The sequence below is a fragment of the Marinobacterium sp. MBR-111 genome (assembly GCF_040547585.1).
In the GTDB taxonomy this organism is placed as follows: domain Bacteria; phylum Pseudomonadota; class Gammaproteobacteria; order Pseudomonadales; family Balneatricaceae; genus Marinobacterium; species Marinobacterium iners.
Map to the genome: position 1 here is coordinate 68,337 of NZ_JBEPQA010000016.1, position 25,423 is coordinate 93,759.

Annotated in this window: 26 protein-coding genes; 2 read left to right on the forward strand and 24 right to left on the reverse strand. The window is 57.3% G+C overall.

Annotated features, from left to right (window positions below):
• Position 1: 1 nt before the first annotated feature.
• Together ccmB and ccmA are read right to left on the reverse strand one after the other, a co-directional pair.
• Positions 2–688 carry a heme exporter protein CcmB gene (ccmB, locus tag ABIE61_RS12155; RefSeq protein ID WP_175527561.1) on the reverse strand — a complete coding sequence of 229 codons (687 nt, stop codon included), beginning with the start codon at positions 686–688 and terminating at the stop codon, positions 2–4.
• Between the two features lie 23 nt (positions 689–711).
• Positions 712–1,353 carry a cytochrome c biogenesis heme-transporting ATPase CcmA gene (gene ccmA / locus ABIE61_RS12160; RefSeq protein ID WP_354409825.1) on the reverse strand — a complete coding sequence of 214 codons (642 nt, stop codon included), beginning with the start codon at positions 1,351–1,353 and terminating at the stop codon, positions 712–714.
• Positions 1,354–1,464: 111 nt separating this feature from the next.
• Here ccmA and fliK point away from each other — a divergent pair, with 111 nt between their 5' ends.
• Both fliK and ABIE61_RS12170 read left to right on the forward strand, forming a co-directional pair.
• Positions 1,465–4,557 (forward strand): flagellar hook-length control protein FliK, encoded by a 3,093-nt coding sequence (gene fliK, locus ABIE61_RS12165; RefSeq protein ID WP_354409828.1) that lies wholly within the window; start codon positions 1,465–1,467, stop codon positions 4,555–4,557.
• Positions 4,554–4,832 (forward strand): EscU/YscU/HrcU family type III secretion system export apparatus switch protein, encoded by a 279-nt coding sequence (locus tag ABIE61_RS12170; RefSeq protein WP_206839139.1) that lies wholly within the window; start codon positions 4,554–4,556, stop codon positions 4,830–4,832. The genes fliK and ABIE61_RS12170 overlap by 4 nt, the downstream gene beginning before the upstream one ends.
• Here ABIE61_RS12170 and ABIE61_RS12175 read toward each other — a convergent pair.
• The 22 genes from ABIE61_RS12175 to ABIE61_RS12280 all read right to left on the reverse strand — a co-directional run.
• Positions 4,829–5,278 carry a DUF2802 domain-containing protein gene (locus ABIE61_RS12175; protein WP_242530086.1) on the reverse strand — a complete coding sequence of 150 codons (450 nt, stop codon included), beginning with the start codon at positions 5,276–5,278 and terminating at the stop codon, positions 4,829–4,831. The genes ABIE61_RS12170 and ABIE61_RS12175 overlap by 4 nt on opposite strands.
• A gap of 46 nt (positions 5,279–5,324) precedes the next feature.
• Positions 5,325–6,203: a chemotaxis protein CheW gene (locus ABIE61_RS12180; RefSeq protein ID WP_354409832.1), complete on the reverse strand. Its 879-nt coding sequence runs from the start codon at positions 6,201–6,203 to the stop codon at positions 5,325–5,327.
• A 4-nt stretch (positions 6,204–6,207) separates the two neighbouring features.
• Positions 6,208–6,984, reverse strand: a complete 777-nt coding sequence (locus tag ABIE61_RS12185; protein ID WP_091822382.1) for a ParA family protein — start codon at positions 6,982–6,984, stop codon at positions 6,208–6,210.
• Positions 6,985–6,986: 2 nt separating this feature from the next.
• The gene (gene motD, locus ABIE61_RS12190; RefSeq protein ID WP_206839135.1) at positions 6,987–7,901 is read right to left on the reverse strand and encodes a flagellar motor protein MotD; all 915 of its coding nucleotides are present in this window, start codon (positions 7,899–7,901) and stop codon (positions 6,987–6,989) included.
• Positions 7,879–8,640: a flagellar motor protein gene (locus ABIE61_RS12195; protein WP_091822387.1), complete on the reverse strand. Its 762-nt coding sequence runs from the start codon at positions 8,638–8,640 to the stop codon at positions 7,879–7,881. Before ABIE61_RS12195 ends, motD begins: the two co-directional genes overlap by 23 nt.
• Positions 8,640–9,881 carry a protein-glutamate methylesterase/protein-glutamine glutaminase gene (locus ABIE61_RS12200; RefSeq protein WP_354409837.1) on the reverse strand — a complete coding sequence of 414 codons (1,242 nt, stop codon included), beginning with the start codon at positions 9,879–9,881 and terminating at the stop codon, positions 8,640–8,642. The genes ABIE61_RS12195 and ABIE61_RS12200 overlap by 1 nt, the downstream gene beginning before the upstream one ends.
• A gap of 27 nt (positions 9,882–9,908) precedes the next feature.
• Complete coding sequence (locus ABIE61_RS12205) at positions 9,909–11,987, reverse strand: chemotaxis protein CheW (protein ID WP_354409840.1); 2,079 nt, start codon at positions 11,985–11,987, stop codon at positions 9,909–9,911.
• A 12-nt stretch (positions 11,988–11,999) separates the two neighbouring features.
• Positions 12,000–12,842, reverse strand: coding sequence for a protein phosphatase CheZ (locus ABIE61_RS12210; protein WP_091822396.1), 843 nt, complete (start codon positions 12,840–12,842; stop codon positions 12,000–12,002).
• 19 nt (positions 12,843–12,861) lie between these two features.
• Positions 12,862–13,248 carry a chemotaxis response regulator CheY gene (cheY, locus tag ABIE61_RS12215; RefSeq protein WP_091822399.1) on the reverse strand — a complete coding sequence of 129 codons (387 nt, stop codon included), beginning with the start codon at positions 13,246–13,248 and terminating at the stop codon, positions 12,862–12,864.
• A 61-nt stretch (positions 13,249–13,309) separates the two neighbouring features.
• Positions 13,310–14,020 carry an RNA polymerase sigma factor FliA gene (locus ABIE61_RS12220; RefSeq protein ID WP_354409843.1) on the reverse strand — a complete coding sequence of 237 codons (711 nt, stop codon included), beginning with the start codon at positions 14,018–14,020 and terminating at the stop codon, positions 13,310–13,312.
• A gap of 12 nt (positions 14,021–14,032) precedes the next feature.
• Complete coding sequence (locus tag ABIE61_RS12225) at positions 14,033–14,857, reverse strand: MinD/ParA family protein (protein ID WP_091822405.1); 825 nt, start codon at positions 14,855–14,857, stop codon at positions 14,033–14,035.
• 11 nt (positions 14,858–14,868) lie between these two features.
• Positions 14,869–16,332, reverse strand: coding sequence for a flagellar biosynthesis GTPase FlhF (flhF, locus tag ABIE61_RS12230; protein ID WP_354409846.1), 1,464 nt, complete (start codon positions 16,330–16,332; stop codon positions 14,869–14,871).
• A gap of 33 nt (positions 16,333–16,365) precedes the next feature.
• Positions 16,366–18,444, reverse strand: a complete 2,079-nt coding sequence (gene flhA, locus ABIE61_RS12235; RefSeq protein WP_206841866.1) for a flagellar biosynthesis protein FlhA — start codon at positions 18,442–18,444, stop codon at positions 16,366–16,368.
• Positions 18,445–18,620: 176 nt separating this feature from the next.
• Entirely contained in the window at positions 18,621–19,766 is a 1,146-nt protein-coding gene (flhB, locus tag ABIE61_RS12240) for a flagellar biosynthesis protein FlhB (RefSeq protein ID WP_206839122.1), read from the reverse strand.
• Position 19,767: 1 nt separating this feature from the next.
• Positions 19,768–20,547, reverse strand: coding sequence for a flagellar biosynthetic protein FliR (gene fliR, locus ABIE61_RS12245; RefSeq protein ID WP_091822416.1), 780 nt, complete (start codon positions 20,545–20,547; stop codon positions 19,768–19,770).
• A gap of 3 nt (positions 20,548–20,550) precedes the next feature.
• Complete coding sequence (gene fliQ, locus ABIE61_RS12250) at positions 20,551–20,820, reverse strand: flagellar biosynthesis protein FliQ (protein WP_091822419.1); 270 nt, start codon at positions 20,818–20,820, stop codon at positions 20,551–20,553.
• Positions 20,821–20,829: 9 nt separating this feature from the next.
• Positions 20,830–21,579 carry a flagellar type III secretion system pore protein FliP gene (gene fliP, locus ABIE61_RS12255; RefSeq protein WP_206839120.1) on the reverse strand — a complete coding sequence of 250 codons (750 nt, stop codon included), beginning with the start codon at positions 21,577–21,579 and terminating at the stop codon, positions 20,830–20,832.
• Positions 21,576–22,001, reverse strand: coding sequence for a flagellar biosynthetic protein FliO (gene fliO / locus ABIE61_RS12260; protein WP_091822424.1), 426 nt, complete (start codon positions 21,999–22,001; stop codon positions 21,576–21,578). The genes fliP and fliO overlap by 4 nt, the downstream gene beginning before the upstream one ends.
• Positions 21,998–22,447 carry a flagellar motor switch protein FliN gene (gene fliN / locus ABIE61_RS12265; RefSeq protein ID WP_091822880.1) on the reverse strand — a complete coding sequence of 150 codons (450 nt, stop codon included), beginning with the start codon at positions 22,445–22,447 and terminating at the stop codon, positions 21,998–22,000. Before fliN ends, fliO begins: the two co-directional genes overlap by 4 nt.
• 24 nt (positions 22,448–22,471) lie before the next feature.
• Complete coding sequence (fliM, locus tag ABIE61_RS12270) at positions 22,472–23,455, reverse strand: flagellar motor switch protein FliM (RefSeq protein WP_091822427.1); 984 nt, start codon at positions 23,453–23,455, stop codon at positions 22,472–22,474.
• Positions 23,456–23,463: 8 nt separating this feature from the next.
• Entirely contained in the window at positions 23,464–23,985 is a 522-nt protein-coding gene (locus ABIE61_RS12275) for a flagellar basal body-associated FliL family protein (protein ID WP_354409852.1), read from the reverse strand.
• A 75-nt stretch (positions 23,986–24,060) separates the two neighbouring features.
• Positions 24,061–25,423 (reverse strand): flagellar hook-length control protein FliK (locus tag ABIE61_RS12280; protein ID WP_354409855.1); only part of this gene is annotated, 1,363 nt, incomplete at its 5' end.

Sequence of the window (25,423 nt, forward strand, 5' to 3'; positions counted from 1 at the left end):
GTTAACTACTGATTGAGATCCGCAATGCGGCCGCAATAGCCAGTGGCGCAAGCGCCAGCGCAAGTGCCAGCAGCGCGCCCAAAAGCGCGAGGTACCCTCCCAGCGGCAACCCCGTTACGGCAGCCTGCACAGCACTGGAACCAAAGATCAGTACCGGGATATACAGCGGCAAGACCAGCAGTGAGATCAATACACCGCCCTTTTTCAGCCCCACCGTCAAAGCAGCACCGATAGCCCCCACCAAGCTGAGCGTGGGTGTTCCCAAAAGCAGGCTCAACATCAGCCCTGGCATCCCTTCAGCAGGCAAAAACAGCATCACGGCCAGCAGGGGCGCCATCACGGTCAGTGCCAACCCGGTCATGCACCAGTGGGCACTGACTTTCGCCAACACCGCCACAAACAGCGGCTGTGGGCTGAGCAGCAACTGTTCCAGCGAGCCGTCCTCATAGTCCGAGCGAAACAGGGCATCCATCGACAGCAGAGTTGCCAGCAGGGCCGCCACCCATACAACTCCGGGTGCTAGCTGAGCCAGAAAACCGGGTTCAGGACTCACCCCCAGCGGGAACAGCGTTGCCACCATGAGAAAAAAGATCAGCGGGTTCGCCAGGTCACTTTTTCGTCTGAACGAGAGTAGAAACTCACGCCGCATGGTGGCCATAAACAACGCCAGCGCTGACACCTTCTGCATATTCTCGGGGTTAGTCCCTGTGCTCATGCTGAAGTTCCCGCCAGCTGATCAAGATTGATTTTACGTACCGGCCCCTCGATGCCCAGCTTGTGATGCGTCGTCAAAATCACGCTACCACCTCGGCGGGCATGCTCAAGCAACAGTTTTTCCTTGGCTGCCACCCCTTGCTTGTCGATCGCAGTAAAGGGTTCGTCCAGAATCCAAAGTGGTGCACGGCTGAGATACAATCTGGCCAGACTGACGCGTCTATTTTGCCCGGCCGAAAGCGAATGACAGGGAACATCTTCGTAACCGCGCAGACCCACCCGCTCCAGAGCCGCCTGAATATCGGCTACGGCAATATTGGGCTGCAGGGCAGCATACCAGCGCAGGTTTTCTTCAGGCGTCAGTACCGCCTTGACCCCTGCCTGGTGACCAAAATAGAGCATCTCACGACAAAACTGCTCACGCACATCCTGAACCGGCTCACCCCGCCAGAGAATCTCACCTTCATAATTGCGTGACAGACCACAGAGAATACGCAGCAGCGTAGTCTTGCCGCTGCCATTCTGACCTTCGATCTGAACAATTTCGCCAGCAGACAGCGCAAAATCAAGATGACTGAACAGTACCCGATCATCGCGTTCACAGTACAACTGACTTACTTTGAGCAGGGGTTCAGACAAGCCTCTATCCTTCAAAAATCGCCGAGCTGGCCGATAGCACATTAAGGCGCCATTATATACAGATAGAGACTTGATCGTCAGGTTCCAGATGCAATATCAGGGAGTCATGCGGTGTTAACACCCACCACCAGTTCCACCACACCTGCAGCCGGTACCAGCAAGGGCGGCAGTGCTGACAGTCTTCTGCCCGCGGCTGGGCGTGAACTGGCAGCGACTGTTCGTAGCGTAGCGGCCAGCGGGGGCAACGCGGCTGTTTTCCGTATTCAGGTGGAGGTCAACAGCCGCCTGCTGGAATTGACTACCCAGGCCCCTTTGGCACAGGGAGATCGCATCGTACTGCAGCGGGGGAACACGGGCGAGTTGCAGATTCGTTTGCCCGCGCCAGCGCAGCCAAACGTTCAAGGAAACACCACCCCGGCCGCGCAAAGCAGCATGACACTGCAGTTAACCTCATCCGACGGTGCTCGCCTGCAACAGCTGTTACCCCTGAACGTGCCTCGAAATGCACAGGTAACCGGGTCTGAGCCCCTTATCCCACGCCAGCCTGCCGCTGCAACCAGCCCTCAACCAGGAGCAGGAGCAACGCCAGCCGAAACTTCTGCCAAACCGGCTGCCGCCTATCCCCAACCACCCGGTGGCAATACCTCACAAGGGGCAACTCAAGGCAATGCACCCGCCACAAGCGGGAACAACAGTCCGCTGCAGGGTCAGACGCAGCCGACCAGCAATGCGCCAACTCCTGCCCGCAGCGAAAGCCCTGCTGCACAGGCTATCAGCGGTTCACGTCAGCCTGCCGGCGTAGCCGACCCTCAACTTCAACTCGGAACAGGAGCAGCGCCAGCCGAAACGGCTGCCAGACCGACCACAGACTCTATCCAGCCGTCACCCGGCGGCAATGTCTCACAAGGAGCTACTCGAGGCAATGCACCCGCCACAAGCATGAACAACAGTTCGCTGCAGGGTCGGACACAACCGACCGGCAATGCACCAACACCTGCACGCAGCGAAAGCCCTGCTGCGCAGGCAACCAGCGGTTCACGTCAGTCTGCCGGCGTAGCCAACCCTCAACCTCAACTCGGAACAGGAACAGCCCCAGCCGAAACGGCTACCAAACCGACCGCAGACTCTCCCCAGCCGCCACCCGGCGGCAATGTCTCACAAAGGGCCAATGCAGCCGCCACAAGCGGGAACAACAGTCCGCTGCGGGGCCAGACTCAACCGACCGGGAATGCACCAACCCCTGCCCGCAGCGAAAGCCCCGCTGCGCAGGCAACCATCATCGGTTCACGTCAGCCTGACAGCGTAGCCAACACTCAACCTCAACCCGGAACAGGAACAGCGCCAGCCGAAACGGCTGCCAAACCGACCGCAGCCTATCCCCAGCCCACCGGTGGCAATACCTCACAAGGGGCAACTCAAGGCAATGCACCCGCCACAAGCGGGAACAACAGTCCGCTGCAGGGTCGGACACAACCGACCGGCAATGCACCAACACCTGCACGCAGCGAAAGCCCTGCTGCGCAGGCAACCAGCGGTTCACGTCAGTCTGCCGGCGTAACCAACCCTCAACCTCAACTCGGAACAGGAACAGGAGCAGGAACAGCCGAAACGGCTGCAAAACCGACCGCAGCCGATCCCCAACCACCCGGTGGCAATACCTCACAAGGGGCAACTCAAGGCAATGCAGCCACCACAAGCGGGAACAACAGTTCGCTGCAGGGTCGGACACAACCGACCGGCAATGCACCAACACCTGCACGCAGCGAAAGCCCTGCTGCGCAGGCAACCAGCGGTTCACGTCAACCTGCCAGTGCAGTGACAGGCCAGCCCCCTTCTTCGGCAACACCGTCATCACAGGCCACACAGATGTCCCCCTCGGGGACAATAAGCTCACAGGTGCAGGTATACTCGGCTCAGCTACAGTCATCCGCGGTCAGTCAGGTCAGTACCGCCACCTCAGCAACCACGCCGACGAACCAGCCCCCTGCAGCACAGACGCAAACGGCAGGTTCTGAGGCTCGCCCGGTGGCGCCTGCACCCACCACACAGGCCACTTCACCCGACACCGCAGCCAAAACTCAGACGGCACCAGCCGACAGTACCGCGCGCGCTTCGACATCTGCTTCCCCGGCTGTCCAGACAGCTCAAACAACTACTCAGCCCAGCGTCAGCCATACGGGACAGGCTCTACTGCAAACGCTTGGCAAACAGGTCCCGGTACAAGCCGACAACCATATGATCCGGCTTAATCTCAACAACCAGACACTCAACCTGATCAGCCCCAAACCCCTGCTCAGCGGGCAGCAGGTGGTCCTGACTCGAGTGAGTGAACAACTGGTTAACCTGCAACCAGTCCCTGTACCCACAGCCCCGTCCCAGGAAGCCACGGCACAACTGCAGATGCAACTGGCACTACGCGAAGCATTGCCTCGCCAGATCCCGTTTGGAGATGCCCTGAACCAATTGGTTCAGCTGAGTCAAAGCCCGGCCGGTCGCAGTCAGGGGGCCATTGGCCAGCTGGTGCAGTCGATGTTAAGCATGTTCTCGGTCAGCCCAGGCAGTGCCGATGCCGAACAGGCAATTCAGCGCAACCTGCAGCAGGGTGGCCTGTTGACCGAATCCAGACTGGCTCAAGGGGGGGGCACCGAGCGCGGCGCAACGCCGGACCTGAAGCAGCAACTGGGCCAACTGCTGAAAGCGGCGGAACAGCTGCCGCCGGATGCACGCCAGCAAATGACACGTCTGGTGGACGCCCTTCAGGCTCGCAGCACCACCCAGCAGGTCAGCAGTTTGCAAGGGTGGAAGGACCAGCCAGACGGTACTCAGGAACGTGTCTACCGCCTTGACCTGCCGATCCGTCAGGCAGATCAACACGATAACGCTGAGCTGACCATAACCGAGCAGCGCAGGCGCAGCAGCGGCGGTGAAGTCGAGACCCTTTGGGGTGTGGCTCTGCATTTTGATCTTGAACAACACGGCAGTGTCGATGCTCGTTTAAGCCTGAGTGAGGAGTGGCGCTTGCAAGTGCAACTCTGGGCCGAGCAGGCTTCCACCCTGCGCCAGATTGAGCGCCGTCTTGACGACTTCAGCGATGGTTTGCATCGCAAGGGTTTTCTGGTTGAAACGCTACAGGCGCGCCAAGGGCGCCCAAGCCAACCTGAGCTGACTGACGTTCAGCGCCGACTGGTGGATGTACATACATGAGCGAGCATAACCCGAAACGCAGTGCCGTAGCCCTGCGCTATGACCAGGCAAAAGGGACCGCACCGAAGATAGTGGCCAAGGGCAGAGGCCTGATCGCCGAGCAGATACTGGCGCTAGCTCAGGAGCATGACATACATATCCATGAAAGCCCGGAGCTGATCGAGGTATTGATTCGTCTGGAATTGGGTGAGGAAATACCTGAGGCACTGTATCGTGCCATCGCGGAAGTGATTGCCTTCGCCTACGGGCTCAAGCAGTCGGGCAGCAACATCTAGTGACGTTGATGTTGTTCCGGCAACATTTGAGTCGTGTGAAGCTCGCGGTGAAGCAACGCCATAAGCTCCGCTTCGGGACGACCGATACCGCAGTTGCGCACCAGATCATCCACCGACGCCCCCATTTCCATAAGCTTGGCGGCCTGATTGTAGGCCAGCACGCCCGGATCACGGTTCTCCAGCTCCTGCTGTTTCTCAACCGTTATGTTGAGCGTACGCTCTATCGCCAGCAGGCGTTTGCCCATGCCGATCGAGCCGTTGGTCATGGCGCGAATTTCATTCCGCAGTACATTGATCAGCGCCTGCTGCTGCCGCTCCTGCCGCTTGATGCGCACCAGTACATAGACGCAGATCACCGCTGACAGAACAGCTGTCAGTGTCAGCACAAGCAACAGTATCGACGTATATTCGGCCACACCCGGTCCCAGCCCATTAGCAATGTTCACGCACAGCCGGTGAGTCTACCCCATCTGTCTAAACGGTTCACGGCCTTCAGACACTGCAGGCTTCAAACTCAAGCAACAGTTGATCGATGTCCAGTATGGCACAACGCTCCGGCATGTATGTACCCAGCAGCCATGAGCGGTGACTTTTGTCCTGATGCCAGTTGATCTGACGGGTATCGACACGTATCGACTTGACCAACTCATCACAGGCAATGGCCCAACGGCGGCCTTTCAGGATAATCACCTCGGCATACTTGGAGTATTCCGGTTTGTAGCGCTCCGGTATCAGCCAGCGTGCAGTGTCCACGACCTGCGTCCAGGCCGGTTCTTCACCGAAACGGCCAAGGACCCATTCCGGCCCATCAAGCCTCAGTGAAAGCGACTCCAGCTGCAGAGCCCCTTCCACATAGTCGAACGGTACCGCCAGCTTCAGGCCGTGCATATCGAGCAGTATGCAATTCATCTCCTCACCTGAAGCCACCTTCGGTATAACGGGCTCAGGTGCGAGAGCGGGCTCTGGCTCTGGCTCTGGCTCCGGTTCCGGTTCGGATTCGGATTCGGGCTCAGGCTCAGGCTCAGGCTCAGGCTCAGGCTCGGGTTCGGGTTCGGGTTCGGGTTCGGGTTCGGGTTCGGGCAATGATGGCTCGCTTTCCTGTATAACGGAATCGGCAGGCGTGATCTCTACCGTCGGTTGCACGACCTCAACCTCTTCATCTTCCGTTGCTATAACAGACTCATCTACAACAGACTCATCCTCTGCTGGCTGTTCGTCTTCAGCTATCGGCGGATTAACGGCATCGGGCTCAACTGCAGTCGCTGCACCCGTTTCCATTTTATCTTCTGCAACAGCCTTCTCTTCGTCAGCCTGAGGGTCCTGCAAAAGTGCCTCGAGGTACTCAAATACAACTTTTTTCTGGTCTGCCATCAGTTCACCCCTGTTTACGCCGTTCAAGCAGGCTGCGCAGGAGGCGCGCATACGCGTGCACGCCACGGCTACCTGCATCGAGTGACGACGGCACCAGCCCCTTCAGGCTGGCATTTCTGAATTTGGTATCAACCGGTACAACTGCATTGGAAATATGATCAGGGTAGCGGTGGTGCAGCTCGCGAAGACTACTGACGGACGCCTGCGTGCGACGGTCATAGAAAGTGGGCACAATGGTATAGGCAAGCTTGTTCTTGCGCGCACGATTGATCATTTCAATGGTTCTGACCATTCGTTCCAGCCCCTTAAGGGCCAGAAACTCGGTCTGGACAGGCACCAGCAGGTGATTGCAGGCAGCCAACGCATTGACCATCAACACTCCCAACACCGGCGGGCTGTCCATAATCACAAAATCATACTCGGCTTTCAGGTGTCGCAGTGCTTTCGCCACCTGCAGTCCCATGCCCTCCTGGGCGACAGCCTTTCGCTCCAGCGTGGCCAGGGCGGTAGAGGCGGGTATGAGCTTGATGCTTTCATGGGATGTGTCGAGAATCAGTCCATGCACCCGTTCGGAATCCACCTGAATCTGCTCAAACAGGTCGTAAACGCTGTGTTCGAGCTCATCCGGGTCATAGCGGAAATAGCTGGTCATGGAGCCATGGGGATCCAGGTCCACCAGCAGCACCCGATATCCGACCTCTGCCAGCAGACCTGCCAGGGTGATAGCGGTTGTCGTCTTGCCCACCCCGCCTTTCTGATTTGAGACTGCCCATACCTGCATCGTTATTGTTCCTGTTGTTGCTCCGGTCGTGCCTGCCGAAACAGAATACCGGACTCAGTATCGACCTGTTCCAGTGCAGGCGGCTCGCCTGTCACTTCGTTCTCGTCAGCGGTCAACAGTGCACGCACCGCATCTTCACTGACTCGCTGACTGCCAAAGGCCTGTACGAGGCGGCGGACACGCTCATCCCGTGCGATCACAATTACCAGACGCCGATTGCGCTGCCGCCCCTCTTCGGTTCGGTTACTGTAGGCAGGCTGGTACTCACCGTAACCCACCGCTGCCATTCGTTCGGGGTTAACGCCCTGTAACTGCAGCATGCGGACCACCGCAGCTGCCCGGGCCGCAGACAGCTCCCAATTGGACGGAAAGCGGTCAGTACTGATCGGCCGATTATCGGTGAAGCCTTCCACATGCACGGGATTATCCCTGCCTGCAGCAAGTGCAGCAACCTGCTGTAACAGCGGCTCTGCCTCGATCACCGGCAGTGCGTCGCCACTTTCAAACAGCAAACTGGCATTCAGCTCAATGGCGATCCACAAGGCGTTGCCAGTGACTTGTACACTGCCGTCTTCAATCCAGTCACGGAACTGCTCCTCAGCTTGACGCTGCAACTGCTCCAGTGCCTGCGTTTGCTCCGCATCCGGTGCTTGCACGGTTACCGGCGGAACCTGCATTTGCTGTCCACGCCCAGGCAACAGCCCCTCTCCGCCATCCGGCGATACGACCTGGCTACCGCCCTCGGCCCGAAACACCTCGGAAAGGGACTGCGCCAATTGTCGATACTTTTCTTCATGCACGCTGGACAAACCATACATCACCACAAAAAATGCAAACAGCAGGGTGACAAAGTCCGCCCAGGAAATCATCCAGCGATCTGTTCGCAGGTCAGCTTCAGGCCGGCGACGTCTTGGCATCTGACCGCTCCAGGTAACCCTGCAGGCGTAGCTGCACGCTCTTTGGCCCCTGTCCTTCCGCAATGAACAAGAGCCCTTCGAGCATCATCTCCTGATACAGGCTACGACTGTCAATGATCTGGCGCATTTTACCGGCCAGTGGCAGCAGTAGCAGGTTGGCCAGTGCAATACCATAGATGGTTGCCACGAAAGCGGTAGCTATGCCGGCACCCAGCAGAGCAGGATCTTCAAGATTCACCATCACCTGAATCAACCCCAGCACGGCACCGATGATACCGAGGGTCGGGGCATACCCACCCATGCTTTCGATAACACGAGCGGCCTGGTAGTCTCGCTGCTCACGCGCCACCAGCTCTACCTCCAGAGTGGCGCGGATCAACTCAACCGACTTGCCGTCAGCCAGCAACTGCAAACCGTTTCGTATCAGCGGATCGTCAACGCCCGTCAGCTCGTTCTCAAGCGCCAACAAACCTTTGCGACGGGCCGTGATACACCAATGCACCAGCTGACTGATCCCGTCGGCATGATGTGGCTGAGGGTCGCTCAGTGCCAGCCGCACCAAATGCAGGGTGCGCAGCAACAGGTTTTTGGGTGTTTGTACCAGCGCGGCACCGCAGGTCCCGCCCAGCACGATGAGAGCAGCAGGCAGGTTAAGCAGCTCCTGCAGTTGGCCACCTTCAAGGTAGTTGGCCCCCAGGATGGCGACCGTACTGAGCAACAGGCCCAGCAGCACCCACATCAGCGCGAACCTCGCCCTGCCAGTAACGGGCCAATATCATCCAGATCAAGTATTGCATCTGCCAGTCCTGCATTGATGACGGCCTGAGGCATTCCATAGATGGTGCAGCTTTCACGGTTCTGTGCCCACTGGGTCGAGCCGGCCTGCTTCAGCAGACGCGAGCCATCGCAGCCATCCGCCCCCATCCCGGTCAGCGTGATGCCCAGCACCTTCGCCCCATAGGTTTTGGCTGCCGAGGCATAGGTAACATCGGCGCTGGGTTTGTAGGTCAAACGCTCGTCACCCGGCAGAATGCGTACCCGGTCGGTTTGCTTGGAATCAATGATCATTTGCAGCCCACCCGGAGCAAGCAATGCACGTCCGGGCTGAAGCCGATCACCGTCTTCCGCTTCCTTGACACTGATATGACACTGCTGGTTCAGTCGCTCGGCAAATACCTGGGTAAAGGTCTTTGGCATATGTTGAACCAGAAGAATGGGGTAGGGAAAGTTCGCGGGCAGTGCCGTCAGCACCTTTTGCAGGGCGGCAGGACCACCGGTGGAAGCGGCAATTACCACCAGTTTGCAGTCCGGAAAACGTACCCGTGCTGCCGGTGTCGTGGCCGGGCCAGATACCTCCCGCGCAGTAGCAGGGGCAGCCGTTGGGGCTGGCACTGGACGCTCACGACGCGTACTCAGACCACCAGACACTGACGAACGGGCTGGTTCCGCCATCGTTGTACGTGCAGGTGTTGCAGTGCGCCGAGATGGAGGCTCCGGATCATCCGGACGGAACACCATGGTGGTGCCCGGTTTGGCTTTGCCTGGAAAATCGCGCTCGAAAACAGAGCTGCGCTGAAAACGACGACTCCGCCCCAGTGCGACAAGCCGGTCAATCAGCTGGCTGCGCACATTGCTGCCCTTGTCCATCCAGGCACGAATATCCTTGGGCAGATAATCGGCAGCACCTGCTTCGAGTGCCTGCAGGGTCACACGCGCACCTTCATGGGTAAGCGAAGACAACATCAACACGTTGGTAGGTGCTTCTCGCATGATGATACGGACCGCTTCGATCCCGTTCATCTGCGGCATCTCCACATCCATGGTGACCACATCAGGACGCAGCTGCTTTACCTTTTCGACAGCTTCGCGTCCATTTACCGCCGTACCGACAACTTCCATTCGAGGATCATCGCTCAGCATCTCTTCGATGCGATGGCGAAAGAAACCCGAGTCATCGACAATCAACACTTTTACCGGCATAGCGTTCCCTCAGTCACACCTGCCGAATCAGGTTGATGCGTAATACTTCAGCAGATTCGGTATATCGATGATCAGCGCGATGCGACCATCACCCGTAATCGTGGCACCTGACAGACCCGGTGTGCCGTGCAGAATGCTGCCCAGCGGTTTGATCACGACCTCTTCCTGACCCACCAGCTGATCCACTACAAAACCAACCCGGGTGGTACCAACACTGACGATGACCACATGGCCCTGATCCGGCAGCGGTGCATTTTCATGCCCCTTCACCAGCCAGCGCTTGAGATGGAACAGCGGCAGAGCCTGATCGCGGACGATGATCACCTGCTGTCCGTCCACAATATTGGTTTTGGTCAGGTCCAGATTGAAGATTTCGTTGACGTTGACCAACGGCAAGGCAAAGGCTTGCTCTTCCAGCACCACCATCAGCGTCGGCATGATCGCCAGCGTCAGCGGAACCTGAATCGCAATCCGGGTGCCCTGTCCCAGTACCGAGTCGATGCTGAGGGTACCGTTGAGCTGGGTGATCTTGGTTTTCACCACGTCCATGCCGACACCGCGACCGGATACATCGGACACTTCGGTCTTGGTGGAGAAACCGGCCTGGAAGATCAGGTTGAAACACTCCTGATCGGTCAGGCGGCGCGCAGCCTCGACATCCATCATGCCGCGTTTCACTGCCAGATTACGCAGCACTTCCGGGTCCATACCGGCGCCATCATCCTGAATGATCAGCAGAATGTGGTCACCTTCCTGCTCGGCCGACAGCAGGACATTACCTTCACGCGGCTTGCCCACGGCTGCACGCTGCTCGGGCGGCTCTATGCCATGGTCCACCGAGTTGCGCACCAGGTGGATCAACGGATCCGCCAGGGCTTCCACCAGGTTTTTGTCCAGGTCGGTTTCTTCACCGCGCAGCTCGAGCCGAACCTCTTTTTTGAGGTTGCGCGACAGGTCACGGATCAAGCGCGGGAAGCGGCCAAACACTTTCTTCACCGGCTGCATGCGCGTCTTCATGACCGAGGTTTGCAGGTCGGCAGTCACCATATCCAGCGTGCCCAGCGCCTTGCCCATCTCTTCATCTTCACGGGCACCGCCGAGGCGCACCAGACGGTTACGCACCAGCACCAGCTCACCGACCATATTCATGATCTTGTCGAGCAGGCGGGTATCAACGCGAACGTTGCTTTCGGCTGCCGGCTTGTTGCCAGCAGCGGGTTTGCCTTTCACTTCTTTGGCGTCATCCGCAACAGTAGCGACTGGCTCGGCAGAGGGGGGAGGCGGTGGCTCAGCCGAGGCCGGCGCAGGCGCAACGGATGCAGCGGCCGGTTTGGCCTGCTCTGCATCCGGCATATGAGCAAAGGCACCCTGGCCACTGGACTGAAGTTCATCCAGCAGCGCTTCAAATTCATCGTCGGTGATCAATTCACCATCGCTGTTGGTTGCCGGTACAGCCGCGGCCGCTTCAATTTTCGGCGCTTTGCCGGGGCCATGCAGCTCGTCCAGCAACGCCTCGAATTCGTCTTCAGTGATAAGCTCATCGCCACCCGACTCAGATTCACTTTGCTGGTGGCTGCCCGCCAGATCACCCAGCAGCATCTCGAATTCATCGTTCGGTGTGTTTGGGTTAACAGGGGCTGATGCTTGGGGGACAGGCTCTGCCGGTTTTGGAGTGCTGGCAGCTGCCGGTGCCGGTGCAGACGGTGCTGTTTCACCACGCCCTTCAGCAAAGTCCTGCAAACGCTGCAGCAATGCAGGCGATGCATGCTGGGGTTCTTCACCACCGCGTACCGCTTCAAACATGGCATTGACGGCATCAAGTGCCTGCAACACCACATCCATCAGTTCGGAGCTGATACTCAGTTCACCGTTGCGCAGCAGGTCAAACAGGTTTTCCGCCTTGTGACAGCATTCAACCATCGCTTCCAGCTGCAGGAAGCCGGCACCACCCTTGACGGTATGGAAACCGCGAAAGATTGCGTTCAGCAGATCCTTGTCATCGGGGCGCTGCTCAAGATCGACAAGCTGCTCAGACAGCTGCTCAAGTATCTCGCCGGCTTCGACGAGAAAGTCTTCCAGTATTTCCTGATCAACATCCAAACTCATAGGGAGCTCCTATCAAAATCCCAGGCTGGAAAGCAGGTCATCAACATCGTCCTGATCACACAGCGTATCTGTTTTCCCTGTCGGAAGCTGGGGCCCTTCCGCCCGGATAGGATCATGTTTTTGTTCTTGTTCAGCCGCGTGGCCCTTCCGGCGTACCGGCTTGTCATCAGAGGCTGCTATATCCTCTGCACTCTCCAGGCTGCTCAGCCGTTCTACTCTGGCCGCCATATCCATCAGTTTGACCAACTGACCCTCAACTTGAGTCACCAGCGTGATAACTCGGCGGATCAACTGACCGGTTATGTCCTGAACCCCCTGGGAGACGAGGATATCAGTCAAAGTTGTGCGCAGTTCAGTAATGGTTTTCTCGGACTGATCCTTGAGGCTGCAGGTGCGATCATAAACCCCGTTCAATGCCTCGAACTCACCCTCAAGCTGCCCTACCAGCAACAGCAGATCCTTGAAACGTTCACTCTGCTGATCCAGCTTATCAACCAGGCTGAGTGATCGATCCACACGATCCATGGTTTCATGGGCATTTTTTTCAGTGAGCTCAATCACGTAATTGAGTCGATCTGAAGCATCACCGATGGCCGAGACCGTACTTTCCGCATCGCTCGGCATTTTTTCGCCGACATCGCTGGAAAATGACTTGATCGCCTCATGCAGGCCGCGCGTCAGGTGACCGACCTCGTTATAGAACACCTGGTGACGGGCAAACTGAAGCTCATTGATAAGCCCCATCGCCTCTGCCATGTTGCCGGCCTCAAGTTCGGACACCAGTGCCTGGGCACGGCTACGCAGAAACTCATCGAAGCCGTTGAAGTCCACTTTACTGGCCGTTTGCGCTGCCATCTGCCTTCCCCGCTTCCGGTTAACCCTCGATACGCTCGAAGATCTTGTCGATCTTCTCTTTCAACACGGCGGCCGTGAACGGTTTTACGACATAACCGTTCACACCGGCCTGTGCTGCCGCAATAATCTGCTCGCGCTTGGCCTCTGCCGTTACCATCAGTACCGGAATGGAAGCCAGAGCAGGATCGGCTCGGACTGCCTTGAGCAGGTCTATACCGGTCATTTCCGGCATATTCCAGTCGGTAATGAGGAAGTCGATACCTCCCTGCTTGAGAATCGGCAACGCCGTCTTGCCGTCGTCAGCCTCGTCGACATTGGTAAAACCAAGGTCCCGCAGCAGGTTTTTTATGATGCGCCTCATTGTGGAGAAATCATCCACAACGAGAATTTTGATGTCTTTCTTCAAGACACTTCTCCCAGTTCAGAAAACACCTTCAAGAGTCGTCCTTATTCCAGACCACAATCGGTCAGCGCCAATCCCTTAGCCGGCCCCTGAGCCTCAGCGCAGCCTGGCTATGGATCTGGCTCACGCGCGACTCACTCACCCCAAGAATCTGTCCTATCTCTTTAAGGTTCAGCTCTTCATCATAATACAGCGACAGCACAAGCCGCTCACGCTCTGGCAAGACACCTATCGCCTGCGCCAGCGCCTGCCTGAATCCTTCCCCTTCATGGGCATGCCCAGGGTCTGGATCAGAGGCAACAAACTGCTCCGAGGGTGTTTCTTCGGAGCTGTCAGTCAACTGATCATAGCTGAACAGGCGGCTGTCGAGTGAATCCTGCAGCAGGGCATGGTACTCGGCAACCCCTATTCCCATTTCGGTCGCAACTTCTACGTCTGTAGCATCACGACCGGTCCGGTTTTCAACCTGGGCAATCGCTTCGCTGACCCGGCGCCCATTACGGTGTACTGATCTTGGCGTCCAGTCACCCCGCCGTACCTCATCGATAATGGCACCGCGGATACGAATACCAGCATAGGTTTCAAAACTGGCACCCTTGCTGGAGTCGTAACGTTTGGCAGCTTCGAGCAGCCCCATCATGCCCGCCTGAAGCAAGTCGTCCAGCACAACATGGGACGGCAGGCGCGCCAGCAGATGATGCGCAATACGGCGCACCAGAGGGGTGTACTCCTCGATCAGCTCCTGCCCTGACTTAAACTCCAGTTCGTTGTACATATACGCTTCTTTTCAGTGTGCCCGCGCTCCCTGCACGAGCCGCTCGACAAAGAATTCAAGGTGCCCACGTGGGCTGGAACTGACCGGCCAGCTGTCCACCTTGTTCGCCAACTGGCGATAGGCCAATGCGGCCTTGTCCTTGGGAAAGGCTTTCAAAACAGCCTTTTGTCTCTGTACAGCCTTGCGCACCGTTTCATCATAAGGGATTGAGCCAACGTATTGAAGCGTAACATCCAGGAATCTGTCGGTCACCGTCAACAGTTTATTGAACATATTACGTCCTTCGGATTCCGTTCTGACCATATTGGCCAACACTCGAAAGCGTGTCATCTGATAGTCACGATTCAAAAGCTTGATCAGTGCATAGGCGTCGGTAATCGAAGTAGGCTCATCACAGACCACCACCAGCACCTCCTGAGCGGCACGCACAAAGCTGACCACCGAGTCCGAGATTCCAGCCGCAGTGTCAATAACCAATACATCCAGCTCATCGGCAATGTCGTTAAAGGCGTGGATCAACTCTGCATGCTCATGGGCGCTTAGAGCCGTCATTTCCTGCGTCCCCGAAGCCGCCGGCACTATCCAGAAATTATCCCCTGCCGGCACCATAACTTCCTTGAGACTGCAGTTGCCTGCAAGCACATCCGAAATGTTGCGTTGCGCTCTCAGCCCGAGCATCACGTCTACATTGGCAAGGCCCAGGTCAGCATCCATCAGCACCACCCGCTGCCCCATTTCACTGAGAGCGGTGGCCAGATTGACCGACACATTGGTCTTGCCAACGCCTCCCTTGCCGCCCGTTACTGCTATCACCTTGACCGGGTGGGTCTGCTTCATCAAATGACTCCTCAACCCGCCCTGAATAATGAACTGCCGGAAGCTTGATCTGCATCATGCTCCCCCGATTTCTGTGCAATCACCACGGCACGGCTGACCAGATCATGCCGCTTGGCGATACCGATATCATCCGGAATTTTCTGCCCATCAGTCACATAGGCGATCGGCAGCTGCTTTTCGATTGCCAGCGTAAGCGCCTCACCCAGGCTGCCCGACTCATCTGTCTTGCTGAGCACACAACCGTTCAGACCCAGCTCTCGATAGTTGTCGAACGCACTACGCATCAACTGGCGCTGACTGGAGCAGGACAGCACCAGCAACTTTTTCAGGCGAACAGTGACACTGGAAAGCATCTGCATCTGCACCAGACCCTGTGGGTCGGATGCACTCATGCCAGCGGTATCAATCAGCACCAGACGCTTGTTGCGAAGACTTTGCAGCACTTCTTCCAGGCTATGGTTTTCATCCACCACGCGAACAGGCACATCCAGAATACGGCCAAAGGTTTTCAGCTGCTCATGAGCCGCGATGCGGAAACAGTCCGTGGTAACCAGTGCCACACTGGAGCTGCCGTGCTGCAGCACATGACGAGCAGCCAGCTTGCCGATGGTGGTGGTTTTGCCGACACCGGTAGGGCCGACAAAGGCGATCATGCCGCCACGCTCCACCAGCTCTTCACCCAGCACCGGCAAAGCATCCGAAAGGCGAGCGAGCGCATTGCGCCAGGCCTTGTCAGCGGCAAGCTCAGGCTCCACACCGCTCATCAGCTGCTGTACCAACTGTGAACCGAGGCCCAGCTGCTCCAGGCGGGCGTGTACAGCTGATCTTTCCTGCACTGGGGCTGCGGCAGGCATGGCAAACACAGGCGCAGCCGGTTCGGGACGCGCCACCTGCTGCTGCAGCATATTACGCAGCTCTTGAATTTCCTGCTGCATACTCAGCAACGCATCGTCATCCGCAGGCAGGGTATCACTCTCAACAGGTCGTGACGCGGGACGGGGCGTTTCAACCTGACGGGAAGGCGGAGAGGGTACTTCCCGCTGGCGGTTGCGGGCACGAAGCGACTCAAGAATGGAGCGCAGATCTTCATCATCTTCGTCATCGATCTGGCGATTTGCGCTGCGGTCCGCTACCGGCGTCGGCTCGGTGATGCGTCGACTGGCTTCGGCGATTCGAGCCCTGGTACGGTTCAGTTCCTCTTCAAGCGCCGCATTGCGACTGGCCTGCTCCGATTGGTGCGAGTGCCCACCGGTAAGAATACGTATCTGCTCATCCCGATTGGGCGGCTGACGACGACTGCGGCTGCGCTTGAGCTCTGCCTGAGCAGCCTCATATTCATCTTCACGCGCGGCCACAACCTCAACTCCACCCGCTACACGGTGGTTGGAGATGATCACGGCATCAGGGCCGATTTCGTCACGCACCCGGCGCATTGCCTGGCGCATATCCGGTGCAAATATGCGTTTTACCTTCATACCCGTCCCTTATCGGCCGCCAGCCGCCAAACCCTAGCCATTTTGTCCACCCACAGTGGCCACAATCGTGACTTTCTTGTTCTCCGGGATCTCCTGATAGGAGAGTACATGAATCTGGTGTTCTCCATAACGTACAAATTTGGCCATCAGCGGCCGAATCGGGGCTGCCACCAACAGGATGGACGGCTTGCCGGACATCTCCTGCTTCTGGGCGGTCTCGCCCAGCGAGCGCTGCAACCGCTCGGCCATACCGGGCTCCAGTACCATCCCTTCGTCCTGCCCCTGCTGCATGGATCCGAGCAACATCTGTTCCAGCGACGGGTCCAGTGTAATAACAGCGAGCTCCGGTTCCGAGCCATTGACCGTTTGCACAATCAGACGTGACAGAGCCACCCTCACGGCCGCAGTTAACGCCAGCGGATCCTGTGTCCGGTTGACCGCCTCGGCCAGCGCCTCGGCGATGGAGCGGAAATCCTTCAACGGCACCTGTTCCATCAGCAGGTTCTGCAACACCTTCAGCAACGCACTGATCGACAGTTTCTTCGGTACCAACTCTTCCACCAGCTTGGGCGAAGCCTTACTCAGCAGATCAAGCAGTTGCTGTACCTCCTCATGCCCCAGCAACTCATGGGCGTGGGTTTGCAACACCTGATTGATATGGGTCGCCACCACCGTACTTGCATCTACTACTGTATAGCCCAGTGTTTGCGCGTGCTCCTTATGGCTCTTTTCGATCCAGACTGCCTCCAGACCAAACGCCGGGTCACGCACGCTGACCCCTTTCAGCTCTCCGAATACCTGACCCGGGTTGATCGCCAGTTCGCGGTCGGGGTAGATCTCCGCCTCACCTGCTATAACGCCCATCAATGTAATGCGATAGGCGCCGGGCAACAGGTCCAGGTTATCCCGAATATGCACAGACGGCACCAGGAAGCCCAGATCCTGAGACAGCTTCTTGCGCACCCCCTTGATCCGCCCAAGCAACTGCCCACCCTGCATTTTGTCCACCATCGGAATCAGCCGGTAGCCGACTTCCAGTCCGATCATGTCCACCGGCATCACATCATCCCAGCCCAGCTCTTTCTGTTCTTCCGCCGCTGGTTTGCTGTCTGTTGGTGCCTCGGCCTCTTCCGCCTTTGCCTGTTCCAGCTTCTGCAGCTCCTGACGCCGAATCCACCAGGCAATACCGGCTGCGGCCATCGCCAGCATCAGGAAAGCAAAGTGCGGCATGCCGGGCACAATACCCATGATAAAGAGTATGGCAGCTGCCACAGTCAACGCACGTGGTGAGGCGAACATCTGACGGAATACCTGCGACCCCATCGCTTCGGAGGAGTTGGCACGGGTCACCATCACCGCAGCCGCAGTGGACAGCAACAGCGACGGGATCTGTGCAACCAGCCCGTCACCGATGGTCAGCAGTGAGTAATATTGCAGGGCCAGACTGAAATCCAGCCCGTGCTGCACCATGCCAATCCCCAGACCACCCAACAGGTTGATCACCAAAATCAGGATACCCGCCACCGCATCCCCGCGCACAAACTTCGAGGCACCATCCATGGCACCGTAGAAATCGGCTTCCTGCGTTACTTCTCGACGTCGATCACGCGCCTCTTCCTGACCAATCAGGCCCGCGTTCAAATCGGCATCGATGGCCATCTGCTTGCCGGGCATTGCGTCAAGGGTAAAGCGAGCACTCACTTCGGAAATACGGCCAGCACCCTTGGTCACAACCACAAAGTTGATGATCACAAGAATAAGGAACACGATGATACCGACGACATAGTTGCCGCCAACCATCACATCCCCGAAGGCCTCGATCACCTTACCGGCAGCATCCCCTCCCTCATGGCCGTACAGCAGAACCACCCGAGTTGACGCCACATTGAGAGCCAATCGCAGCAGGGTCGCAGCCAGCAGAATGGTTGGAAACACACCGAAATCAAGTGGCCGCAGGGCATAGATCGCCACCAGCAACACCACGATCGATAGAGCAATATTGAAGGTGAAGAACACATCGAGCATGAACGGAGGAACAGGCAACGCCACCATGCCCAGCACGACAAGCAGCAGCAGCGGAATCCCCAGATTCCCCTGCGACAGGCTTCGCATATTGTTCAGGACGACTTGGCGTTCCACTCTTCCTCCGAATGCGTCAAAAAAACATCAAACCAAAGCAACAACACTGCAATCCGAATCAATCCGGCCACATACCGAGAAAAAACGCTGCTTTTCTGACGCTTAACGTACTTCAAGAGGGGTTAAATGCAAAAAACAGGCCAAGCCACCTACTCATCCGGATCCTTGCGATACTCTTCAGGGATATCGATATCTTCATCCCGCAACGGCTCCGGCGCTTCCTCCAGCCGTTTGCGATAGCGCTTGAGCTGAAACACATAAGCCAATACCTGGGCAACCGATTGGTAGAGCCCGGCGGGAATCTCGTCACCAATCTCAGTGGCATGATAGAGTGCACGTGCCAGTGGAGGAGCCGACAAAAGCGGCACATCATGCTCCTGTGCGATCTCGCGGATCTTGAGGGCAACAAAGTCCACCCCCTTGGCAACCACACGTGGCGCCCCACTGCCACCCTGATCATACTTCAGCGCGACGGCATAGTGAGTCGGGTTGGTGATCACCACATCGGCCTCAGGCACTTCGGACATCATCTTGCGTTGTGAAATTTCACGCTGGAGTTGACGGATACGCCCCTTGACCTCGGGCTTACCCTCGGTGTTCTTCATCTCATCCTTGACTTCCTGCAGCGTCATTTTCAGCTTCTTGTTGTAGTCGTAGAGCTGAAACGGCACATCAATCAACGAGATGATAATCAACGACAAACTCATCACCAGAAAGGACCAGCCCAGAATCTGCAGTGAATGGGCAATGGCCGGCTCCACTGCCTCTCTCGCAAGTGCAAACAGGTCAGGCCGATCCAGCCACAGAACCATGATTGCAAAGGCCCCCACCAATAGAAACTTGGCCAGCGCCTTGAACAGCTCAATCAGAGCCTTGAGCGAGAACATCCGCTTGAGCCCGCTGAGCGGGTTGATCCGACTGCCCTTGGGCTGAATCGCCTGGCCGCTGAAATTCCAGCCACCCAGAGCGATCGGGCTCAGCAGCGCCGCCAGCAACGTCAGCAGATAAAACCCCCACAGGCTGAAAAACCCTTCATACAGAGCCTCACCCAGATGCGTAAACATGCGCGCTGTATCAAAAACATCTTGGCGATCGAGGGTAAAACTTTCCTGCATGATGCTTATCATGGTGGCGGCCACATTACCGCCAAACAGAATAGCGGCAGCTGCCGATGCCAACAGCAATGCGGTGGAGGCCAGTTCACGTGAGCGTGGAATATCACCTTTTTGTCGCGCATCCTTGATGCGCTTCTCCGTGGGTTGTTCTGTCTTTTCCTGACCCGTCTCTTCAGCCATATCAGCGCCCTGCTTTTAAAAGCTGGCTGACATTCTCCAGCGCTTCGGCCGAGAATGTCTGATAGTGACTGAAAAAACCGGAAAGGCTGACCCAGACAATGAACACCCCCATCAGCATGGTGAAAGGGAAGCCAATCGCAAAGATATTCAACTGGGGTGCCGCCTTGGTCATGATGCCAAAGGCAAAATTGATCACCAGCAACGCCGTGACGGCCGGTAGTGACATCATGAGCGCAGCCATGAACAGCCACCCTCCCCAATGGGCAATCTCCCATAGCGTCATTTTACTGACACCCTCCAGCCCTACCGGAATGACGTCGAAACTGTCCACCATAATTTCGATCAACACCAGATGGCCATTCATCCCCAGAAACAGCATCATCACCATCATCAGATAGATCTGGGACAGGATAACGGTATTCACACCGTTTGCCGGATCGGTCATGGAGGCGAAGCCAAGCCCCATCTGCATTGCCATAATCTGGCCACCAGCCACAAAACTCTGCAGCAGAATATTGGCTGAAAAGCCAAGCAAGGAACCAATCAGTACCTGCTGAGCCACCACAATCCAGTTCTGCAGCGACAAGCCATCAAATTCAGGCATGGGGGGCAACACCGGCACGATTAAAACGGTCACCGCCAGTGCCAGCCCAAGGCGCAAACGCATCGGCAACATCTGGGTACCGATGATCGGCATTGCCATGAAAAAGGAGGAAACACGGAACAGAGGCCAAAGAAAACTGCTGACCATTTGCTCGACCTGCAGCAGGGTAATTTCCATGGCCTAGGAGATCAGTCTGGGGATGTTCATGAACAGGTAATTGAACAGATCCGATATATTGGTAACGATCCAGGGACCTGCCCACATCACCGCCAGCAGCGTTACAATCAGGCGGGGCAAAAAACTCAGCGTCTGTTCGTTGATCTGGGTTGCGGCCTGAAACACCGATATGATCAAACCGACCGCCAGTGCCGGGCCAACAATGACGGCGACGATGATGACCACCAGCCAGAGTGCGCGACCGAACAGGTCAAGCGTCATGCCTGGATCCATAACACCTCCCTAAACACCAAAACTTGCGGCCAGCGTACCGATCACCATGGCCCAGCCATCCACCAATACAAACAACATGATTTTGAATGGCAAAGAGATGATGATTGGAGACAGCATCATCATACCCATAGCCATCAGTACACTGGCGACCACCAGGTCGATCACCAGAAAGGGTATGAACAGCATGAAACCGATCTGAAAGGCGGTTTTCAGCTCACTGGTAACGAACGCCGGTATCAGTATAGTAAACGGGATCTCTTCTGCCGTTTCCACTGGAGGCGTTTCCGAGATCCGCATGAACAGCTGCAGATCGCTCTCGCGAGTCTGGTTCAGCATGAACTCATGAAAGGGGACACCTGCCGCTTCAAAGGCCTCCATCGGCCCCAGCTCTTCAGCCATATACGGCTGCACAGCGCGGACATTCACCTCTTCCAGCACCGGCGACATGATGAACAGCGTCAGGAATAGAGACAGACCGATGATGATCTGGTTGGAAGGTGTCTGTTGCAGACCCAATGCCTGCCGCAGAATGGCAAATACGATAATGATGCGTGCAAATGAGGTCATCATCATCAACATGGCCGGCAGGAACGTCAGCAGCGTCATCAATGCCAGGATCTGGATGGTGACGCTGTAGTTGCTGGTTCCATCCTCGCCGGTAACCAGCGTCACGGCCGGAATGCCGGTTTCAGCTACTGCAGCCATGGAGGGCAGCATCAACAGCGGCAATAACAGCATGGGAAGCAGCCTGCATTTCATGACCCGCTTTGCCCCCGCCCCAGTACTTGCTGCAAACGATCGGCAAAGGCTGCCCCTCGCAGCTCTGCCGAATCCAGCACAGGTTCATCAAACCGTGCCAGCAAGCTTACACGACCTGGCGCCACGCCAAGCAACATCTGCTCCTGCCCGATCTGAACCAGCACGGCACGTTCGCGTTGCCCCAGCGGCAGCGCTGCCAGCACTTTCATCCCCCTGCCCTGCGCCGGCGCACCATTCACTCGACGGACCAGCCAGGCCAACACCAGGATAAGCCCAACCACCAGCGCCAACCCGAGCAGCAGCTGGCCTATAGCACCCAACGACAGCGGGTCCGGCAGATCGACACGTGCACTGGCCTTGCCGGTCTCTTCAGCAGCCGATGCCAGTGTCGGCAACAGCATCAGAGCAAGCAAAGCCCTCATTTAAGCCGCCGAATGCGTTCCTGCGGACTGATCACGTCGGTCAGGCGAATACCATAGCGGTCATTCACCACGACCACTTCACCGTGCGCGATGAGGGTACCATTTACTTTCACATCCAGCGGCTCTCCCGCCACACGGTCGAGCTCAATGACCGATCCCTGACTCAGCTGCAGAAGGTTGCGAATGGCGATCTCCGTACCGCCCACCTCCATCGTCAGGTGTACCGGAATATCCAGAATCACATCCAGCTTGGGATCCGCAATCGGCGTGGATTCATCCTTCAGCTCATCGAGTTCGACACCTTGAGCCCCGCCCCCGGACTGCGCCTGAACATCATCCAGCAGAGCATCTGTATCCACACCGGCATCACCGGTCTGCTGTTCCAGCGCTGCGGCCCACTCGTCCGCCAGCGCCTGTTGATCCTGATCGTTGTTCTCGTCACTCACCTTGGTCACTCTCCGCCGGCCGGTTTACTCACTACCCGGCCGCTTGATGGGGTCCTTGATTTTAACCGCCAGATTACCACGCGAGGTCCCCAGCTGGCACTCAAACATGGGGATGCCGTTGGCTCTCAGCTCAAGATTTTCAGGCATTTCTACCGGGATAACATCGCCCGCTTCCAGCTGCATCACATCACGCAGTGTCAACTCGCGTTCGGCCACGGTCAGATCGAGTTCCAGCGTGGCCATCATGATGTCACGCCGCAATGCTGTCAGCCAGCGCTCATCACCCTTCTCCTCATTGGCCTGCACGCCCGATACAAGTTGCTCGCGGATCGGCTCCAGCATTGAATAGGGCATGGTAATATGGAGTTCGCCGGTGCCGCCTTCAAGGTCGATCTGAAACGAGCTCACCACCACAACTTCAGTCGGGTTGATGGCGTTAGCCATGGCCGGATTTACTTCATGACCAATATGCTCAAACTCCAGCTCGGCTACTGAACGCCAGGCATCCTTAAGATCCTGAAACAGCTGCTGCAGGGTTTTGTGAACAATGCGCGTTTCGGTGGGAGTAAACTCTCGCCCCTCGATCTTCGCATGCCGCCCATCCCCTCCAAAGAACTGGTCCACCAGTTTGAATACCAACCGTGCATCCATGATGAACAGCGCCGTACCCCGCAATGGATGCACCTTGACCAGGCTCATGCTGGTGGGGACATAAAGGGTATGGATATAGTCGCCGTACTTCATGACCTGGATGCCACCGACGGTCACATCGGCGGTGCGGCGCAACAAATTAAACAGACTGATTCGAGTGTGGCGGGCAAAACGCTCATTGATCATCTCGAGCGTTGGCATTCGCCCACGCACGATACGCTCATGGCTGGCCAGATCATATGGCCTTATGCCATCAGCATCCTCATCGGCATTGTCTTCGGTCTCGACATCACCGTCATCAACACCGTGCAACAGCGCATCTATTTCATCCTGTGAAAGCAGGTCCTTGACCGACATGGATAACCCTACTGCATCACAAAGTTGGTAAAGAGGATCGTTTCGACCCCGGGCTGGCCGATTTTTTCCTGCATAATCGACTGCACCAGCGCCGTAGCTTCTGTTCGCAGCGCCTGTTTGCCTTCCAGCGTCTGCAGTTCTTCAAATGCCTGGGTAGCGAACAGAGCATTGAGACGTGCCACGATCAACGGCATATGCAGCTTCAGTGCCTCATCCACAACCGGGTCCCGACTTTTGGCCTCGATAAAGGCCTGCATGTAATGCCGCTTGCCATCAGACGACTGCAGGGTTACCACAAAGGATGGCTTGCCCTCCAGCGTACGGACCTTGGTATAGATCGCCTCTCGCTTGACCGCCTCAACCTGCTGAGCTTCGCCATCGGAGCCGCCATCGCCCGACAGCAGGAAGAATGCAGCGGCACCACCCCCACCCAACAACAGGAGCGTCACGGCCACGAGTATGATGATTAACTTCTTTTTGGAACCCTTGGCTCCCTGTTCGTCATCCGCCGCTTCTTCTTTATCTGCCATCAGTGCCTCCGCTGGTCGAGCGTTAATGCGCTTGGATGGAGACTAATATAACACACTGTTTTTGGGGCTGAAGCCTCAGGCGTAATAGTCCACCAGACCGACCTTGACCGAATGCAAAGTCAGCCCTTCGTTCGGACCCGCGTCACCCTGCCCATAACGGCCACCGGGCTGGCCCTGCCGCGCCTGTTCGTGCTGCCCGGATTGCTGCTGGGAGGACTGGTCCGCCACTGAAGAATCTTGCAGATTGAGTCCCTGCTCGGCAAACATTTCGCGCAGACGTGGCATCTGCTGCTCCAGCGCCTCACGAACCATTGGATTGGGGCTGGTGAAGCTGACACTGACCTGATCGCCGCCCTGCATGTGGATACGAATCTGCATGGCACCCAACTCAGGCGGATCAAGCTGAATCTGGGCCGTTCGCGGACCGTGCTGGGCCATCATAATCGCACGCTCACCCATCGCACGCCCCCAGTTGGGCGAGAGCAGCTGTTGCTGAGCCAGTGAAAAGGGTTGCTGTGGCAGGGCACCTCCTGACGCAACACTCTGCGTACGGTTGCCGGCGGCAGCCTGGGCCTGCTGTGAATCCTGCCGCTGAGGCGGTTGTTCCTCTCGCCCCTCCTCATCACCCATGTTACTGCCGGTGCCGCTCTGCACTACCTGGTCTGCACGACTGGCCACCATTTCAGCCTGAGCTCGCCCACCAGCCACATCAGGACCGGAGCGTTGCGCACCATTAGTCGTAACAGCGGCATCCAACACGCCATCAGATGATGTTGACGCCGTTGCTCCGATTGCCGATTGAGTGGAACTGCTCTGCGGCTGCAGGTTGAGTGGCTGACGCGCCTCATCAGCGGCCGAATCACTGCTCACAAGCGGCTGCTCCGGAGCCGACTGTTCGGCACCGGGTTGTGTAATGGTTTCGGGTTGACCTGTTTCGGTAAGGCGTAATGGATCGACATTCACTTCAGCGCCCATGCCCGCAGCCGGGACGGTTTCAGTGGCTCCGCGCTCACCTGCCGTCGCGCCCCCCGACTGTGCCTGCGCACGCATTACCGATGCGGGTATCGCAGGCTGTGCTGGTTCACCCCCTCCTGGGAACGGGTGTGCCGGTGTAGCTCGCACAGTATGTGCCGTTTCATTCTGACGGACGGCCTCACTTTGCCGCACCGCTTCGGCCCTGCTGGCTGCCTGTGCGTCCGAACGCATGGCAGCACGCTTCTGATCGGCACTGACCTCTTGCTGTGACTGCGCCATTTGCTGCTGTGTTTGCGTTACTTGCTGTACCTGCTGCGATATCTGTGGTGTCGGTTCTACACGCTGCCCTTGACTCACTGGCTGCGATATCTGTGGTGTCGGTTCTACACGCTGTCCTTGACTCACTGGCTGCGATGTCTGTGGTGTCGGTTCTACACGCTGTCCTTGACTCACTGGCTGCGAT

Excerpts from the sequence above, each read along its gene's own strand:
- ccmB (WP_175527561.1), bottom strand. The coding sequence starts at position 688 with ATGCAGAAGGTGTCAGCGCTGGCGTTGTTTATGGCCACCATGCGGCGT.
- ABIE61_RS12170 (WP_206839139.1), top strand. The coding sequence starts at position 4,554 with ATGAGCGAGCATAACCCGAAACGCAGTGCCGTAGCCCTGCGCTATGAC.
- ABIE61_RS12180 (WP_354409832.1), bottom strand. The coding sequence starts at position 6,203 with ATGGCAGACCAGAAAAAAGTTGTATTTGAGTACCTCGAGGCACTTTTG.
- ABIE61_RS12185 (WP_091822382.1), bottom strand. The coding sequence starts at position 6,984 with ATGCAGGTATGGGCAGTCTCAAATCAGAAAGGCGGGGTGGGCAAGACG.
- motD (WP_206839135.1), bottom strand. The coding sequence starts at position 7,901 with ATGCCAAGACGTCGCCGGCCTGAAGCTGACCTGCGAACAGATCGCTGG.
- ABIE61_RS12195 (WP_091822387.1), bottom strand. The coding sequence starts at position 8,640 with ATGTGGGTGCTGCTGGGCCTGTTGCTCAGTACGGTCGCCATCCTGGGG.
- ABIE61_RS12200 (WP_354409837.1), bottom strand. The coding sequence starts at position 9,881 with ATGCCGGTAAAAGTGTTGATTGTCGATGACTCGGGTTTCTTTCGCCAT.
- ABIE61_RS12205 (WP_354409840.1), bottom strand. The coding sequence starts at position 11,987 with ATGAGTTTGGATGTTGATCAGGAAATACTGGAAGACTTTCTCGTCGAA.
- ABIE61_RS12210 (WP_091822396.1), bottom strand. The coding sequence starts at position 12,842 with ATGGCAGCGCAAACGGCCAGTAAAGTGGACTTCAACGGCTTCGATGAG.
- ABIE61_RS12220 (WP_354409843.1), bottom strand. The coding sequence starts at position 14,020 with ATGTACAACGAACTGGAGTTTAAGTCAGGGCAGGAGCTGATCGAGGAG.
- ABIE61_RS12225 (WP_091822405.1), bottom strand. The coding sequence starts at position 14,857 with ATGAAGCAGACCCACCCGGTCAAGGTGATAGCAGTAACGGGCGGCAAG.
- flhF (WP_354409846.1), bottom strand. The coding sequence starts at position 16,332 with ATGAAGGTAAAACGCATATTTGCACCGGATATGCGCCAGGCAATGCGC.
- flhA (WP_206841866.1), bottom strand. The coding sequence starts at position 18,444 with ATGCGAAGCCTGTCGCAGGGGAATCTGGGGATTCCGCTGCTGCTGCTT.
- flhB (WP_206839122.1), bottom strand. The coding sequence starts at position 19,766 with ATGGCTGAAGAGACGGGTCAGGAAAAGACAGAACAACCCACGGAGAAG.
- fliR (WP_091822416.1), bottom strand. The coding sequence starts at position 20,547 with ATGGAAATTACCCTGCTGCAGGTCGAGCAAATGGTCAGCAGTTTTCTT.
- fliQ (WP_091822419.1), bottom strand. The coding sequence starts at position 20,820 with ATGGATCCAGGCATGACGCTTGACCTGTTCGGTCGCGCACTCTGGCTG.
- fliP (WP_206839120.1), bottom strand. The coding sequence starts at position 21,579 with ATGAAATGCAGGCTGCTTCCCATGCTGTTATTGCCGCTGTTGATGCTG.
- fliO (WP_091822424.1), bottom strand. The coding sequence starts at position 22,001 with ATGAGGGCTTTGCTTGCTCTGATGCTGTTGCCGACACTGGCATCGGCT.
- fliM (WP_091822427.1), bottom strand. The coding sequence starts at position 23,455 with ATGTCGGTCAAGGACCTGCTTTCACAGGATGAAATAGATGCGCTGTTG.
- ABIE61_RS12275 (WP_354409852.1), bottom strand. The coding sequence starts at position 23,985 with ATGGCAGATAAAGAAGAAGCGGCGGATGACGAACAGGGAGCCAAGGGT.